This is a genomic window from Halomonas sp. MES3-P3E, assembly GCF_002836035.1.
In the GTDB taxonomy this organism is placed as follows: domain Bacteria; phylum Pseudomonadota; class Gammaproteobacteria; order Pseudomonadales; family Halomonadaceae; genus Vreelandella; species Vreelandella arctica.
In genome coordinates this window covers 156,019-172,414 of the sequence record NZ_PJBT01000020.1, presented here as the reverse complement: position 1 = coordinate 172,414, position 16,396 = coordinate 156,019, and the positions used below count along the sequence as shown (strand labels likewise).

Genomic DNA, 16,396 nt, shown 5'->3' with positions numbered 1-16,396 from the left:
ACCTTAGTCCAATGTAGGGAGGGACGACTATCCACACGGCTTACTTTTACGAAATTCCCGTGGCTCAATCCCCCACTTTGTTAGCCGTGACGCTAACGTCGTTGGTTTGATACCCAGTAGCTCCGCGGCGCCGCCCGCCCCCGACACTTTGCCGCCCGCCTGGGAGAGCGCGGCTAGCGTACTTTCTCGTTGGCGCTGGCTAAGCGCATGCTCGGTCAGCAGCGTGGTTTCATGATGTTGCCCGAGGTCACGACCCGCCGTGGGCTCGTTGCTTGTGCGGCTTAACGAGCGGGGCGGCTCCCCCAACAGGAGATCATCGAATACCAGACGCCGATCCTGGGTGACGATTACCTGACGTTCAATGACGTTTTCAAGCTCACGGATATTGCCGGGCCAGGGGTAACGCTGGAGGATTTCTAATTGCGCGGGAGGGATACGCACTCCGGGCTTATTGAATTTGAGGCAGGCTCGGTGCAAAAAATGCCGCGCCAGCAGTGGCACATCCTCAATCCGTTTGCGCAAGGGCACCGAATCGATGGGGAAAACGTTAAGGCGAAAATAGAGGTCTTCACGAAAATGCCCCACCTCAATCATGTCGCGCAGTTCACGGTTGGTCGCGGCAATGACCCGCACGTCGACTTCCCGTGTGCGGTTGTCGCCCACCCGTTCGAACTGTTGATCCTGCAATACACGCAGCAGCTTACTCTGTAACTCGAGAGGAATTTCACCCACTTCATCCAAAAACAGCGTCCCGCCATGGGCGAGCTCAAAACGCCCTGGGCGGTCCTGTACCGCCCCGGTGAAGGCGCCTTTGACATGGCCGAAAAACTCGCTTTCAAACAGGTCACGCGGAATAGCCGCACAGTTTACCCGGATCAGTGGCCGGTCACTGCGCGAACTGCCCGCGTGGATAGCGCGGGCGATCAGCTCTTTACCGGTGCCCGACTCACCACTTATCAGCACATTGGCACTGGTAGGCGCCACCATCTCGATCTGTTTAATCAGCTTTGCCACGGCCGGGCTATTGCCAACAATATCGCGATGGTTGAGCTCTGCTTTTATCTCTTCTTGAAGGTACTCATTTTCCAGTTCCAGGCGCTGCTTGAGCGTCTCCACTTCGGCGAGCGCATCCCGAAGTTGCTGCTCGGCGCGCTTGCGCTCACGAATATCCCGAAACAACACCACGGCGCCCACTAAACGGCCCATCTCAAAAATCGGCGTGCTGGTGTACTCGACCGGAATCGCTTCGCCATTTTTGTGCCAAAACACCTCGTTATCGACATGGTGCACCTGACCGTCGCTGAACGAGGCGTGAATCGGGCACTGCTGCACCGGAAAGTGGCTGCCGTCGGCATGGGTGTGGTGAAACATGAGGTGCGCGTCATGGCCGACCATATCGTCGGTACTCCAGCCCAAAATGCGCTCTGCAGCGGGGTTCACAAAGGTCGTTTTGCCCTCCGCATCCAAGCCATAGATCCCCTCGCCTGCCGCGCCAAGGATCAGCTGATTCTGCTTTTCGATACGCTCGAATACCTGTTCGACCCGCTGCCAACCCACTTCCCCCTGGCGGTGCTGGCGCCCCAATTCTGCCTTTGCGCGCCGCTGCTCGGCCTTATTGCGGTCAATCAGGGTCAATAACAGCTGAGGAGAATCTTCGATGCGCTGGGCATACACCTCGACTCGATACGGCTGGCGCAGCATGTCCAGCACAACCAAATCATCCGACCAGGCGGTTTTTTGCTCCAGCGTCTCACCGGTAAAGCTAATCCATAGCGGTAATGAAGCACTTAAGCGGTGGCTAAAGGGTGATGCCAGGGGCAACTCATGATCCAACCCGTTTTGCTCATCATTGCCTGGCTCATCACTTTCATGCTCGTCACTTTTATGCTCGTCACTTTCTGGACCGATACTGCTTTGGGGAATACGGAGCAGTTCACAGGCAGCCCGATTGGCAGCCAGCAACTGATCGCTAAACGGGTCGACAACCATCATTGCGAGCGGTGAATAACCGCCCATCAATGCGGAAATTTGGCTGTTGAGGAGTACTCGCGCGACCATCGTGGGTATCTCAAGGTGCAGAAGTGAACGTTGTCTTTACCATTCAATTCCCACGCCACTTACGAAGTTTCGTCAATAAAACAACGAAATATCGTTATTTACGATTTTTCGTTGTTTTTGGCCGGCATCAAAAGCGCTAATCATAAAACAGAATAACTCTTTTAAAACAGTATCTTAATATCAAAATAGCCAAGTTGGCATATAAATCGCAATAAAATCATTAGCGCCATACGCCTTCCCTTTTTTTGCACCAAGACAGCGCAACCCTCTGTTTTATTGCTCCGCAAGGGAAAACTAAAAATACATGGGCGAGGTGTTAACCAATCGAAACAACACAGGAAACCTGCTTATGTCTTATCTAATGCCTAGTGAATTCGTCACTAAGTTGGTGGATCAGGGTGAAGCAAAAGTCTATATGGGCACCCGGGATACGCTTATCCGCGCCTTTATGGCGGGCGCTACCCTTGCATTGGCGGTTATTTTTGCCATCACTATTGCGACCCAAACTGGCCAGTTTTTGATTGGGGCGCTGCTGTTCCCCGTTGGCTTTGTCATGCTCTATTTGATGGGCTACGACCTACTCACCGGGGTGTTTATGCTGGTGCCGATTGCCTGGCTCGATAAAAGGCCCGGCGTCACCCTGCCGCGGATGCTGAAATGCTGGGCCCTGGTGGGGCTGGGTAATTTGGGGGGCGCGCTGTTTATTGCCACCTTTGGCTACCTGAATTTCACCATGGGCGGCACCGAGGAAATCAACGCTGTAGGCCAAACGATGATGGCCGTTGGTGAAAGCCGGACAGTGGGCTACCAGGAGGCGGGGCTTGCTGGTTGGATTGTGCTCTTCCTGCGCGGCATGTTCTGCAACTGGATGGTTTCCATGGGCGTAGTGGGCGCCGCTATTTCCACTACGGTTTCCGGTAAGATAATGGCCATGTGGATGCCCATTATCGTGTTCTTTTATCTCGGTTTTGAGCACTCCGTCGTCAACATGTTCTTGTTCCCGATCGGCCTAATGATGGGCGCCGACTTCACCCTGTACCAGTACATTATGTGGAACGAGATCCCTACCGTTCTAGGCAATCTCGTGGGCGGTCTGACCTTGGTTGGCTTGGTTCTCTACACCACCCACGTACGTACCCAAGCTAAAAAAGTTTTATCTTGATCAAAGCATTAACACCACAAAGGGCGCTAGCCGCCCTTCACGCTTAAGGAGAGACCTCATGGATAAGCTCGAAATGCGTCACACCCTGCTCGCCGCCAAAGCGCGTAAAAAATTGAGCTGGGACGATATTGGGAAAGCGGTTGGCATGTCACCCGTATGGGTCGCTTCTGCCTGCTACGGCATGAATAGCGCGAGCAGCGAGATTGCGCATCAACTATGCGATACGTTAGGCGTGGAAAGCGATGTCGCCGACGCGTTAGTGGCGTTCCCCACCAAAGCCTGGGACGAAGCCATCCCTCAGGACCCCTTCATCTACCGCCTCTACGAAGTGGTCGGCGTTTATGGAGAAACCCTTAAGGATGTCGTACAAGAGAAATTCGGCGACGGCATTATGAGCGCCATCGACTTCACCATGGAAGTGGATAAGATCGAAGATCCTAAAGGCGACCGGGTATTACTCACCTTGAATGGCAAGTTCTTGCCTTATAAATCTTGGTAAACGTCCTGGTAAGCATTAACTGAAGGATTCGACCTTCGCCACGCTGCGTTCAACCGCTGAGCGATAACCGGCCCCGAATAGCAGCAGGTGATTCAATAGCGGATAAAGCTGAAACAGCGCTTCACGCCTCGGCCAATCGGCCGGGGCGTTGCCGTTCCAGTAGGCATCGAAAAACGCCTCACCCGGCGAGCCAAACAAAGTCAGCATCGCGACATCCACTTCCGGGTAGTGGCGATACACGGCAGGGTCAATCAGAGCTGGCCCCTTAGTGGTAAAGAGCACATTCCCCGACCAACAGTCGCCATGCACTAAACTCGGTGTCGTATCGGGCAGCCAGCCCTCTAAACCATGGGCTAAGCGTTCGATACGCCCGCGCAGCCCACTCTCCAGGAGCCCTTGCTGATAGCACGCCTCGCTAAGCGGCAACAGGCGCCGCTCCCGCTGAAAAGCCCGCCCATCGTTAAGCGGCGCATTAGGCTGGGGAGTGAGCCCACAGGCATTATCCTGATGCCAGCCGTGGGCGTCGCCAATCACTTCGTGCAAACCGCGCAGTCCTTCGCCAAGCGCTATCGTGCTTTGCGGCCCGGCAGGCACGGTATCCAACGACTTAATGACCAGCCAGCCCTGTGCCAGACCCAGCACCTCTGGCACTGCAAGCGCCTCGCCGGCATTGCGCAGCGTGCGCAAGCCTTCCGCTTCCCCACGTAGTCGAGCCGCATCGTCGTGCTTGATCACCACCTGCCCCTGGCGCGTCTCAAGACGATACACCGCGGCAATATCGCCCCCACTGAGCGGCTGCAAATCGCCCGTCGGGGTTAACTCGATGGATCTCAACAACTGGCTGAGGGTGGCATCCATAAGGCTCTCTCCCTGTGCCTGTAGCATGACGGCGTCGTCATCAGAGCAACCCGAAAACCGACGCACTCAAACCGTGCGCTAACGTAACTCTCAGCCTAACCGCTTATCGACTAGGCTTTCTAACTCAAGCTGGTCGTCGTGGAAGCGACGGATACCTTCAGCTAGCTTGTCGTTGGCCATGGCATCCTGGTTGTGCCCCCAGCGAAAAGCGGCTTCATTAAGCGGCGCGGCGGGTTTACCTGCCCCCTTCCCAGCTTGAATTTGTGCAGTGACGCTGCCCTCTGTCGCTTCCAGTTCTTCAAGTAACGCGGGCGAAATGGTCAGCCGTGGGCAGCCAGCCAACGCCAGCACTTGGCCGGTGGTACGAAAACTCGCGCCCATTACCACCGTCTCATAGCCGCTCTGATTAGCCCGCTCGCAAACACCCTGAACGAACTGCACGCCTGGGTCGTTTTCTGGGGTGTACTCACTGCCGGTCTCTTTTTTATACCAATCGGTCACCCGGCCCACGAACGGGGAAATCAGAAACACGCCCGCGTCAAAACACGCCTGAGCCTGGGCATCGCTAAACAGTAGCGTCAGGTTGCACTGGATGCCCTCGCGCTCGAGCACTTCGGCGGCACGAATGCCTTCCCAAGTGGAGGCCAGCTTGATCAGCACGCGATCGCGTGAGACGCCACGGGCATCGTACAGCTCGATGAGTTCATGGGCCTTGGCAATGCTGGCCTGGGTATCAAACGAGAGCCGAGCCGCCACTTCGGTGGAAACACGGCCCGGTACGACAGCTGAAATTTCACTCCCCATGGCAACCGCGAGGCGATCAACCGCGTGCTTGACTTGCTCTTCACGGCTGCCGCCCGACGCTTTTACACTGCTTAGCTCTTCATCGATCAGCGCTTGATAACCCGACAAACTAAACGCCTTGAGCAGCAGCGAGGGGTTGGTGGTGGCATCCTGAGGCTGATAGCGACGAATGGCTTCAAGATCACCGGTATCGGCGACGACGAGCGAGTGTTGCTTCAACTGTTGCAGCTGACTGGTCATAAAATCTCCTTGATATGCTTTTAAGCGCCGCCATGGCGTTGTTCAAGTGCTGCGCAATAACGTGCATAGATGGGTTGGTACGCGGCCACACGCTCTGGATCGGGCTCAGCCAGTGACTGCGCGTCCAGATGGACTAATTTTTCACACAGCGCTTCCAGCGTAACGCCTTCTTGACGCCGGTCGCACCACGCGGCCTGTATCGCCGCACCCAGGGCAGCTGCGTCGGTAATCTCAGGGCAAATCACCTGGGTACCGGTAATATCAGCCACCATCTGCCGCCACACGGGGCTGTTGGCGCCGCCACCGATTAGTCGAATCTGGCTGGCGCCAGCGGTTAAATCACCCAGCAATTCCAGTCCATAGCGTAGCCCGAAAGTGGCTCCTTCCACCACGGCACGGCACAAATTAGCCTGCGTGGTGTTCAAGCTGGTCAGGCCAAGAAAATCCGCCGAGGCGTCGGGCAGCATGGGTACCCGCTCGCCGTTGAAAAAAGGCAGCACCGTAACGCCCTCTGCCCCTACCGGAGCGCTAGCGACCCGCTCGCTGAACGCCGCGAGGTCCAGGCCGAACAGCTCGCGAACCCGAGTGGTCGCTGAGGTAACGTTCATGGTGCAGATCAGCGGCAGCCAGCCACCGGTACTCGAGCAGAAGTTGGCGACCATAGCATTGTCGCACTCCACGGGGGTGGCCGAGTAGGCGCAAACGGTACCCGATGTGCCCAAACTCAGGGTAATAAGCCCAGGGGTAATATTGCCGGTGCCGATAGCACCCAGCATGTTATCGCCGCCACCCGAAGAGACCACGACGTGGTCACTCAAGCCCAGCTCGCGGGCGACGACCGGGCGCACAACGCCAACCGGTTCATGGGCTTCCAATAATCGGGGCAGTACGCGCTCAGGGTCGAGTTCGGGCGCTATTTCCGCAAATACCTGCAACTGCCAGCAACGCTTGCGAGTGTCGAAGTACCCCGTACCCGAGGCATCGCCGGCTTCGGTAGCCCGCTCCCCGGTGAGCCAGAAGTTAAGGTAATCATGGGGCAGTAACAGGCTTTCGATGCGGTGGTAGGCATTGGGGTGATGCTGCCGCAGCCAAGCCACCTTGGAGGCGGTATAACCGGTTTGCAGCACCAGCCCCAGTTTTTCCAGGCAGCCCGCCTCACCGCCCAGGCGGGCGACCAAATCGGCATTCTGGGCGCTGGTTTCGGTATCGCACCACAGCTTAGCGGGGTAGACCGGCGCACCATCGGCATCGAGCGCCACCATTCCGTGCTGCTGACCGGAAACACCGATGCCGCGGACTTGGCTGGCCAAAACGCCGGCTTTATCGAGTGCAGTAGAGAACGCCCCTTTCAGGGCCGCCAGCCACTCAGCGGGCGCCTGCTCACGGCGGCCATTTTCAGCTTCATCCAGGCGATGGGCACGGCTTGCTTCCGCGAGAATCATCCCTCGCTCAATGTCGACTACTACTACCTTGGTGCTTTGAGTACCGCAATCTACCCCGATATACATCACAATGTTCCTTTGGATGCCGCCAGACCCTCTAGCGTAGCGCGTGCGCCATGTTCGTGCAGTGATTCGAGCGCGCTCAAGTAGGACTCAACAAAGCGGGTGTTGTCGACCAAGTCACCAAACAGCTCGCGATTTTCGATAAAGGCCGTAGGTCGCTTGCGATTCTCAGCCGCAATGGCCATTAACGGGGCTTTCAAACGATCGACAATTTCGATCGGCTCCCCTTGCTCGTCTACGCCCTCAGCATAGCGCGCCCAGCTGGCCACCACGGCGGCACTGCGCTCGATCTCGCCACCCTGGGCCAACTGTTGGCGAATTACCGGTACGAGCCACTTCGGAATGCGATCCGAACTCTCGGCGCAGAGCCGTGCCAGGGTATCCTTGATTTGCGGGTTGGCAAACCGCTCGATCAGCGTTAAGCGGTAAGTTTCGAGATCGACCCCCGGCACCGGCGCCAGGGTGGGGGTGCCCTCTTCACGCATATATCCCAAGAGAAAATCCACGAACAGCGGGTCCTGGCACACCTCGTGGGCGTAGCGATACCCGGCTAAATAACCAAAATAGGTCAGCGCCTGGTGGCTGGCGTTGAGTAGGCGCAGCTTCATCAGTTCGTAGGGTTCGACATCCTCGACGACCTGGACACCGACCTTATCGAACGCCGGACGGCCCAAGGGGAAGTGATCTTCGAGCACCCACTGGGTGAACGGTTCGCATACCACCGGCCAGGCGTCTTCGACCCCAAAGCGCTGATTGAGCTCATCGATATCCGTCGGGGAAGTCACCGGCGTAATGCGATCCACCATAGCATTGGGGAACGCCACCTCGGCTTCCAGCCAGGCGCCTAACTCGGCGTCCCGCGCGTGGGCATAGGCGCCGAACATACGCTTGGCCACGTCACCGTTGCCTTGAATATTATCGCAAGACATCACGGTAAACGGGGCAATGCCGCGTGCCCGGCGGCGGGCCAGCGCTTCCACCACTAGCCCGAAGCTGGTCGTCGGCTGGGTGGGGTTGGCCAAGTCGGCACGTACCTGAGGATTATCCAGGTCGAATTCGCCGCTCACCGGATGAAAATTGTAGCCACCTTCGGTGACGGTCAGCGAAACAATGCGGATCGCCGGATCGGCCATCTGTTCGATGACGGCCTCGGTGTCTTCCGGTGCAAACAGGTAATTCATCATACTGCCAATGACCCGCGGCTCGTACTGGCCGTCAGGGTGTTTCACCACCAGGGTATAAAGGTGGTCCTGCGCCGCTAAGGCCTGCTGCATGCGTTTGTCGCCAGGCATCACGCCCACGCCAACGATGCCCCAATCCAGCGCCTCACCCTGGTTCATCAGCGCATCCAGGTACATGGCTTGGTGGGCACGGTGAAAGCCGCCCACCCCAATGTGCACGATGCCTGGCGTTAGCGCGTTACGGTCATAGTGAGGCACGGCAACATCGGCGGTCAGATTGCCCAGGTTGTGATGGTTAAGTCGGGTCATGGGTGCTCTCCAGCCAAGGCCACCTTGGCACGATGGGAATAATAAAAGTGACGTAAAGGGGTCAGCGCCAGCGCTGGTCGGGCGGCAAGCAGCAGCGTTTTACCAATTGCGCGTTGAGCATGTCTTTATGGTGGGTACGCTCGAGCGCCCCGGCGCGATCCTGGCCCATTTCGAGCCATCGCCTGATCAGCCGATCCACCAGAACGACGTTGTCGACCTCTAGAAACAGGGTCCAATCGAATAGCGGGCGCAGTTCACGCCAGGGCGAGCGATCAAGTAGCAGGTAGTTACCTTCGACAATCACAATGCGCTGTTCTAGGCCAATCACCCGCCCGCCCGCGCGGGCCAAATCCAGCGGGCGATCGAACACCGGCACAGCCACTGGCTGATTGGCTTGGTGAATGCGCTCAAGGTCACAGCGCAGCCCTTCTACATCGAAGGTGTGGGGCGCGCCTTTGAGCGGCAATTGCTGTTCACCCAGGACAGCGTTATCGAAATGGTAACCATCCATGGGCACCAGCCCGGCCTGCCCCGGCAGGCGCTGATTGATCGCGTCACAGAGCAGGACGCTCCGGTAAGATTTACCCGCGCCCGGCGGGCCTGCCAACGCCACTAAATAACGGGAAGCGCCTTCGGCGGCGCAAATAAGTTGCTCGGCTAACGTATCAAGATCAGGCGACATGGCGACCTCAGCTCATCCAGTTCCCGCCATCGACATTCAGGGTCTGAGCGACCACGTAGTCGCTGTCCTGGCTCGCCAAGAATACCGCCGCGCCAGTATGGTCTTCCGGCAGCCCCATGCGTCCGAACGGCACCGCCTCACCTACCAAGCGTTTCTTTTCACCGAGCGGACGATTCTCAAAACGGGCAAAAAGTGCATCGACCTCTTCCCACATTGGCGTATCGACCACACCCGGGGCGATGCCGTTGACGTTGATACCGTGTTTAATGAGACCCAACCCGCAGGATTGGGTCAGGCTGATAACTGCGGCCTTACTAGCGCAGTAAACACTAACTAACGCTTCGCCACGGCGCCCCGCTTGAGAAGCCATATTGATGATTTTGCCGCCCCGGCCACGGGCGACCATCGAGCGGGCAACTGTCTGCAGCGTAAAGAACATGCCTTTGGTGTTGACCGCGAACTGTTTATCAAAACTCGCCGCAGTCACCTCGAGCACCGGCGCCATATCGAACACTGCAGCGTTATTGACCAGGATATCGATGCCGCCGAAGCGTTGCGTTACCGCGTCTACCATGGCGTCGATCGAGCCTTGATCGCAGACATCCAGCACCACGCCCATCACCTGCTCGGCGAGCCCTTGCTTCTGCAATGTCGCCTGCAATGTCGCCACGGCCTCATCGATGGCGCCCTGGTCGATATCGGCTACCACGACGCTGGCGCCTTCTGACAAGTAACGCTGGGCAATGGCCAAGCCGATACCCCGAGCGCCACCGGTAATCACTGCGATTTTGTTGGTTAGTTTCATGGTCGAGCTCTCATTAGGGCAACGCGTTATTGGCACTGGACTGCCACTCATTCACCAAGGCTTCCAAGCCATGCATGTGTTCTAGAATCCGCCAGGCGCCCGCCTGGGTAAGGCGCGCCGGCTGTTCAGCATCCACGTGGCTTGCACCGACAAACCCTATGACGCACATCCCCGCGGCGTGGGCGGCCGTCACCCCAGCAACACTGTCTTCCACGACCAGGCAGTCTCGCGGCACTTGGCCTAATTGAGAGGCTGCCAACCGGTAGAGTGCGGGGTCAGGCTTGGGATGGGTCACCTGGTCAGCCGTGAAAATAGGCACCTCACCAAAGGCTTCTGCCAAGCGCGTACTCGCCAGCGACGCCAGCACGCGACTGCGCCGACTGTTCGAGACCACCGCCTTTCCCAAGCTGATCCCGCGAACCGCCATGTCGGCTCCGTCTATGGCTTTAAGCTCCCGCGCCAAGCGCGCCTCTATAGCGGTATCCACCTGTTCAGTGGCGTCCGGAGGCAACGAGTGGGCACTCAACGCTTCCAGATGGCGCAGGATATCCTCAGTAGTCATCCCTAAGGCTTGGCCAAGCGCTTGGTCGATATTCAGATCGGGCAGCCAATGGGAGAGGTACTTCACCAGCGTACCTTCCGCGATCGCTTCGCTATCGACCAGCACACCATCACAGTCAAAAATGAGGGTCCTCATGCAGGCTCCTCAGCAGGCGAACCGGGCGCGCGGTTATCCTGGCGAGTAAGCCCCGCCAGCGGATGCTGCTGCAGGCTTGGCAGGGCTAGGCCGTCCACATCAAATAAATGCGCGCGCTCGGGGGCAAAGCCGAAGTGCACGGTGTCGTTTACACGGTAAGCCACGTCGCCATCGGCCATGATAGTGATCAGCTCATTGTCCATTTGAACGTAGAGCGAAGTTTGTCCACCAAGACGTTCCAGCACTTTGATATGACCACTCAACGGCCCTTGATCCTCAAGTACCAAGTGCTCAGGGCGAACGCCCAACTCAAGCGCCGCGTTGGTATCCAGGCGATGCCCTTCAACCGGTACGCTACGCTCACCGCCACCCGGCAGGCGAATCGTCACGCCTTCAGGCGATACGCTGGCCAGTGTCACGGGTAGAAAGTTCATCTTGGGGGAACCAATAAACCCTGCCACGAAGCGATTGCGTGGGTGGTGATAGAGCGCCATGGGCGACCCCACCTGTTCGACCACACCGTCATGAAGGACGACAATTTTATCCGCCATGGTCATCGCTTCGATCTGGTCGTGGGTCACGTAGATCATGGTGGCATCCAGCTCATCATGAAGACGCGCCAATTCGATGCGCATCTGCACACGCAGCGCGGCATCCAGATTGGAGAGCGGCTCATCGAATAGGAAGATGCTGGGGTTACGCACAATCGCACGGCCAATCGCCACCCGTTGGCGTTGACCGCCGGAAAGCGCCTTGGGTTTGCGGTCTAACAGTGGCTCTAGCTGCAGAATTTTGGCGGCTTCCAATACCTTGGCGCGGCGCTCCTCTTTCGACACCCCGGCCAGGCGCATACTGAAGCCCATGTTGCCCTCGACCGTCATGTGCGGGTAAAGCGCGTAGCTTTGAAACACCATCGCCAGGCCGCGATCGGCGGGCCCTACGTCGTTAATCCGCTGGCCATCGATCAAGATATCGCCATCCGTCGCGCTTTCCAACCCGGCGATCATGCGCATTAGGGTCGATTTACCGCAACCGGAGGGGCCAACGAAGACCACGAATTCACGGTCATTCACTTCAAGGTCGATGCCCTTGATCACCTCGGTGTCGCCAAAACGCTTGGTAATATTGTGCAGTTGTAGTGTTGCCATGAGGAAGATCCTTTACTTGACGGCGCCAAAGGTCAGGCCACGTACCATTTGTTTTTGCGTCATCCAACCGAGTATCAAAATGGGCGCAATGGCCATGGTGGATGCGGCGGACAGCTTGGCCCAGAACAGCCCCTCAGGGCTCGAGAATGAGGCGATGTAAGCCGTTAACGGCGCGGCATTTGAGGTGGTCAGATTGAGACTCCAGAACGCCTCGTTCCAGCTCAAGATGACCGAAAGCAAGCCTGTCGAGGCGATGCCTGGCAGCGTTAGCGGCAGCAGCAGAAAGAGCACTTCTTGCAGGGTCGAGGCACCGTCCATGCGGCCTGCTTCGAGGATGTCCTTGGGCATATCCTTGAAGAAGGTATAAAGCATCCATACCACTATCGGCAGGTTCATCAGCGTGTAGACGATGATCAACCCCGTGCGGGTATCCAGTAGCCCCACATCACGAAAAATCAGGTAAATCGGCACCAGCACACCGACCGAAGGCAGCATTTTGGTGGAAAGCATCCACAGCAGCGTGCCTTTGGTGCGCTTAGTAGGTAAAAAGGCCATGGCATACGCCGCGGGGATCGCAATCAGTAGCGCTAGCAAGGTTGAGCCAAACGCCACCGCGACACTGTTGAGTGCAAAGCGTGCATAACCCGAGCGATCATGCACCGCCTGATAGCTTTCCAGAGTGGGTGAAAAAATCAGTGAAGGATCGGCAATGGCTGCCGTTTCAGTTTTGAAACCGGTCAGAATCATCCAGAAAATCGGAAAGAAAATGACCACCGCCACCGACCAGCCCAATACCGTTAGCAAGATGCGCTTGCTTCGTGCCGAACGCCACCCCGATACCGAACGTGGCGCCGCCGTTTTGGAACTTAATGTTGTCATCGAATTACTCCCAATTGCCGGTCTAGCAAGTGCCGGTCTAGTCTTCCAGGTTTTTGGCCACCATGCGGACCAGGAAGATCGCCACGATATTCGCCAGGATGATGGCAATCACCCCACCGGCGGACGCCACACCTACGTCAAAATCCAGCAGTGCACGAATGTAAATCAGATAGGCTAAATTGGTGGTCGCCAAACCAGGCCCACCAGAGGTGGTCACAAAAATCTCGGCGAAAATGGTCAGCAAGAAGATCATTTCAATCATGATCACCACGCTGATCGCGCGCTTTAAGTGCGGCAGGGTAATAAAGAAGAAAATCGCCACTGGCCCGGCACCATCCATACGCGCCGCTTCTACTTGATCTTCATCCAGCGACTGCATCGCGGTGAGTAGAATTAGCAGCGCAAAGGGTAGCCATTGCCACGCGACGATGATCACAATCGAGGTGAGCGGAAGCGCTGAAAACCAATCAAGTGCGGGCAGGCCAATGGACTCAGCCAACCACGCCAACACCCCGTTGGAGGGGTGCATCATCATATTCTTCCACACCAGTGCACTCACGGTGGGCATGACAAAGAACGGTGAAATGGCCAGTACGCGGGCGATACCACGCCCTGCAAACTCCTGCTGGAACAGCACTGCCAGCAAGGTACCGCCCACTACGGTAATCACGAGCACCCAGCCTACCAGCAGCAGCGTATTGCCCATGGCTGCCCACAAGGCTGGGTCGGTGAGTAAGTATTGGTAGTTCTCCACCCCAGCGAAGCCGGTCATGCCGGGCATTAGCAGGTTGTAGTATTGAAAAGAAAACCATAGCGTCATGCCTAACGGCACAATCATCCAAAGCAGCAGCAATATCACTGCGGGCGCTTGAAGCGAAAGCGTTCTCAGCCCGCCGACGGTACGGCCGGAAGCACGGGGTTTAGTCATGGGAATACCTGCGGAAAACTGACTTGCTATAAAACATCGATAAAACGCCTACCGTCACTACCACTAGCCGAGTGAACCGGCAGGCGTTCGTTACTTTTTACCTTTCGATGTAGCCAGCCCGTTGCATCGTACGTTCAGTGGCACGCTGCGCGTTGTCTAGGGCCTGCTCGACCGTCGTGTCACCCGTTAAGGCGGCAGCAATGGATTGGCCCACTTGCGTACCAATTGACTGAAACTCGGGGATGTTGACCGTCTGTACGCCAACGTAGGGGTTTGGTTCGAGCGTCGAGTCGTTGGGGTCAGTCTCTTGAATGGCCTTCAGCACGAAATCAGCAAAAGGTGCCGCTTCGGTGTACTGCTCGTTCGCGTAAGTAGACTCACGCGTGCCGGGGGGAACGCTGGTCCAGCCTTCGGTTTCACCCACCAGCTCGATGTACTCTTGTGAGGTCGCCCAGGTAATAAACTCACGTGCGGCTTCCTGTTTTTCGGAAGAGGCTGGAATCGCTAACGCCCACGACCACAACCAATGCGAGCCTTTGGGTGTTTCTGCGATAGGCGCTGGGGCAAAACCTAGGCTGTCCGCCACATCGGATTCATTGCCGTCATACAGCTTGCCAGCGGCCGAGGTGGCATCGACCCACATGGCACAGTTGCCGCGTGAGAACAGCGCCAAGTTCTCGTTAAAGCCGTTTGAGCTTGCGCCTGGCGGCCCGTAATCGTTAAGCAGATCGACATAAAACTGGATAGCGTTAACCCATGCCTCAGAGTTGAGTTCCGGATTCCACTCCTCATCGAACCAGCGCCCCCCGTAGGTGTTCACGAGCGTGGTGATGAAGGCCATGTTCTCGCCCCAGCCCGGCTTGCCGCGCAGGCAGATGCCCGCCAGCCCTTCTTCGCTGCCATGCAGTTCGCCTGCCCACTCGCGCACCTCTTCCCAGGTGGGCTGTTCGGTCATCTCGATACCCGCTTTATCAAACAGATCCTGGCGGTAGTACATCATCGAGCTTTCGGCGTAAAACGGCAGTGCATGAAGGGTGCCATCCAGGCTCAAGCCATCGCGCACGGATGCCAGCAGGTCATCTTCGTTGTAATCCTCGGGCAGGTCGTCCAGCGGAGAAAGCCAGCCACGCTCTGCCCAAATGGGCACTTCGTAAGTCCCGATAGTCATCACGTCAAATTGGCCACCGCCGGTGGCAATATCGGTCGTCATGCGTTGACGCAGCACGTTCTCCTCGAGCACTACCCAATCCAGGGTAATGTCGGGGTGCGCTTCTTCAAAAGCCTCGGTAAGGCTCTGCATGATCACCATGTCGTTATTGTTAACCGTCGCCACGGTGATTTCGGTTTGCGCCTGGGCATGGCTAGATAGGGCAATGGCAGCCGCTAGCGCGGTGACGGGCAAGTGACGTGCGAGTCGCATAAAGCACTCCTATGGGCATGTATTGGCATTGTTGTTGCCTTGATCTTATTGATCATCAACCGAACAAATGATCGTATGTTAGCCAAAAAAAAGCAAAGCCGATCAGCTTAGACTTTACGCTAACGTATCGCCCTTTGCGCATGTTGCAGCGCACACGGCAAACCCCTATAACGCCTCGACAATTTGCCGAGCAGCCACCTCATCGGTCACCAGCCCTTTTAGCCAGCCGCCGCGCAGCGCAGCATGTATTGCCGGGGCTTTCTCTCTGCCGCCCGCGATCGCCACCATGTGGTGCTTGCCAAAGCGCTCCAGGGGCAGACTGGTGACCCGACGGGTAATGGAGCAGTCGATCACTTCACCGTCGCTGTTCAGCGGCCAGCCAAGCAACTCCCCTACCGCGGCCAAGCCCAGCAAATCATTCAGCTCAACTTCGCTGATAAAATGATCCTGGAACAGGGTTGCCTGTCGGTCGATACGCCCAACGCCAATGAAGGCGGCCTCGGACTCACGCGCCACATCGGCAATTTTTTTAAATAAGCGCTGCGTCAGCATCGCCTCTTTTTCGGTCAGTGTCTCCGCCACTACCGGCGCGGGCAGTAAAAAACGCTCACCGCCGGTTTTATCCGCCATCACCATCACCGCATCGTAACGGTTAGCCGAGCCGTCGCGGGCCACATTACCCACCAACGATACAAAGCGGTGCTGGGGCCTTTCGACACGGCTGAGCGCTTCTACCGCCGCGCGCACCGAACGGCCGGTGCCCAACGAAAGCGTCAATGGTTCGCTGCGCTCGACCAACTGTGCCACCCGCTCGGCGGCGGCCACGGCCAAATAGGACGCGGCGCTTTCGGCGGCGTGGTTATCGGCAGGAACCACGTCGCAGTAAGTCAACCCAAAGTGATCACGCAACGCACTGCCCAGCGCCATACAGTGAGAGATCGGATGGTCAATATGCACTTTCACCAACCCCTCTTGGCGAGCCAAGGCTAATAAGCGCTGAACGCCTGGCCGCGACACGCCCAACTGACTGGCAATCTCATCCTGGGTCATTCCACCCACGTAAGACATCCAAGCAGCTCTGGCCGCCTGATCCAGCTTTACTTCAAATTTATCCATAAGATGACTCACTAAACGGGTACCAAAACATCATCATACAAAGCCAAGCCCGCGACCAATAGTCGTCTATCCGCTAACATAGTAGTAGTCCGGCGTTTGATGATG

The 16,396-nt window shown here is 57.3% G+C and carries 15 protein-coding genes; 2 read left to right on the top strand and 13 right to left on the bottom strand.

Annotated features, from left to right (window positions below; genetic code table 11):
• Nucleotides 1–27: 27 nt before the first annotated feature.
• On the bottom strand, nucleotides 28–2,058 hold the full coding sequence (locus tag CXF87_RS06660; RefSeq protein WP_101146047.1) for a sigma-54 interaction domain-containing protein: 2,031 nt from the start codon (nucleotides 2,056–2,058) through the stop codon (nucleotides 28–30).
• Between the two features lie 349 nt (nucleotides 2,059–2,407).
• Here CXF87_RS06660 and CXF87_RS06655 point away from each other — a divergent pair, with 349 nt between their 5' ends.
• Nucleotides 2,408–3,220: a formate/nitrite transporter family protein gene (locus tag CXF87_RS06655; protein ID WP_101146046.1), complete on the top strand. Its 813-nt coding sequence runs from the start codon at nucleotides 2,408–2,410 to the stop codon at nucleotides 3,218–3,220.
• A gap of 58 nt (nucleotides 3,221–3,278) precedes the next feature.
• Nucleotides 3,279–3,719, top strand: a complete 441-nt coding sequence (gene cynS, locus CXF87_RS06650; RefSeq protein WP_101146045.1) for a cyanase — start codon at nucleotides 3,279–3,281, stop codon at nucleotides 3,717–3,719.
• Between the two features lie 15 nt (nucleotides 3,720–3,734).
• Here cynS and CXF87_RS06645 read toward each other — a convergent pair whose 3' ends face one another.
• The 12 genes from CXF87_RS06645 to CXF87_RS06590 all read right to left on the bottom strand — a co-directional run bounded on the left by CXF87_RS06645 (nucleotide 3,735) and on the right by CXF87_RS06590 (nucleotide 16,291).
• Nucleotides 3,735–4,577, bottom strand: coding sequence for a fructosamine kinase family protein (locus CXF87_RS06645; RefSeq protein WP_101146044.1), 843 nt, complete (start codon nucleotides 4,575–4,577; stop codon nucleotides 3,735–3,737).
• Between the two features lie 90 nt (nucleotides 4,578–4,667).
• On the bottom strand, nucleotides 4,668–5,621 hold the full coding sequence (gene tal / locus CXF87_RS06640; protein ID WP_101146043.1) for a transaldolase: 954 nt from the start codon (nucleotides 5,619–5,621) through the stop codon (nucleotides 4,668–4,670).
• Nucleotides 5,622–5,641: 20 nt separating this feature from the next.
• Complete coding sequence (gene xylB, locus CXF87_RS06635; RefSeq protein ID WP_101146042.1) at nucleotides 5,642–7,129, bottom strand: xylulokinase; 1,488 nt, start codon at nucleotides 7,127–7,129, stop codon at nucleotides 5,642–5,644.
• Nucleotides 7,129–8,616 (bottom strand): mannitol dehydrogenase family protein, encoded by a 1,488-nt coding sequence (locus tag CXF87_RS06630; RefSeq protein WP_101146040.1) that lies wholly within the window; start codon nucleotides 8,614–8,616, stop codon nucleotides 7,129–7,131. The genes xylB and CXF87_RS06630 overlap by 1 nt, the downstream gene beginning before the upstream one ends.
• A 61-nt stretch (nucleotides 8,617–8,677) precedes the next feature.
• Complete coding sequence (locus CXF87_RS06625) at nucleotides 8,678–9,298, bottom strand: nucleoside/nucleotide kinase family protein (protein WP_101146038.1); 621 nt, start codon at nucleotides 9,296–9,298, stop codon at nucleotides 8,678–8,680.
• A gap of 7 nt (nucleotides 9,299–9,305) precedes the next feature.
• The gene (locus tag CXF87_RS06620) at nucleotides 9,306–10,103 is read right to left on the bottom strand and encodes an L-iditol 2-dehydrogenase (RefSeq protein WP_101146035.1); all 798 of its coding nucleotides are present in this window, start codon (nucleotides 10,101–10,103) and stop codon (nucleotides 9,306–9,308) included.
• Between the two features lie 13 nt (nucleotides 10,104–10,116).
• A complete protein-coding gene (locus CXF87_RS06615) occupies nucleotides 10,117–10,800 on the bottom strand; it encodes an HAD family hydrolase (RefSeq protein ID WP_101146033.1) in 684 nt (227 codons plus the stop codon).
• Nucleotides 10,797–11,948, bottom strand: coding sequence for an ABC transporter ATP-binding protein (locus CXF87_RS06610; RefSeq protein WP_101146030.1), 1,152 nt, complete (start codon nucleotides 11,946–11,948; stop codon nucleotides 10,797–10,799). The genes CXF87_RS06615 and CXF87_RS06610 overlap by 4 nt, the downstream gene beginning before the upstream one ends.
• Before the next feature lie 12 nt (nucleotides 11,949–11,960).
• Nucleotides 11,961–12,827 (bottom strand): carbohydrate ABC transporter permease, encoded by an 867-nt coding sequence (locus CXF87_RS06605; protein ID WP_101146028.1) that lies wholly within the window; start codon nucleotides 12,825–12,827, stop codon nucleotides 11,961–11,963.
• Nucleotides 12,828–12,864: 37 nt separating this feature from the next.
• Nucleotides 12,865–13,755 (bottom strand): carbohydrate ABC transporter permease, encoded by an 891-nt coding sequence (locus CXF87_RS06600; RefSeq protein ID WP_101146026.1) that lies wholly within the window; start codon nucleotides 13,753–13,755, stop codon nucleotides 12,865–12,867.
• A gap of 97 nt (nucleotides 13,756–13,852) precedes the next feature.
• On the bottom strand, nucleotides 13,853–15,175 hold the full coding sequence (locus CXF87_RS06595) for an ABC transporter substrate-binding protein (RefSeq protein WP_101146024.1): 1,323 nt from the start codon (nucleotides 15,173–15,175) through the stop codon (nucleotides 13,853–13,855).
• 165 nt (nucleotides 15,176–15,340) lie between these two features.
• Nucleotides 15,341–16,291 (bottom strand): sugar-binding transcriptional regulator, encoded by a 951-nt coding sequence (locus CXF87_RS06590; RefSeq protein WP_101146022.1) that lies wholly within the window; start codon nucleotides 16,289–16,291, stop codon nucleotides 15,341–15,343.
• Nucleotides 16,292–16,396 lie beyond the last annotated feature (105 nt).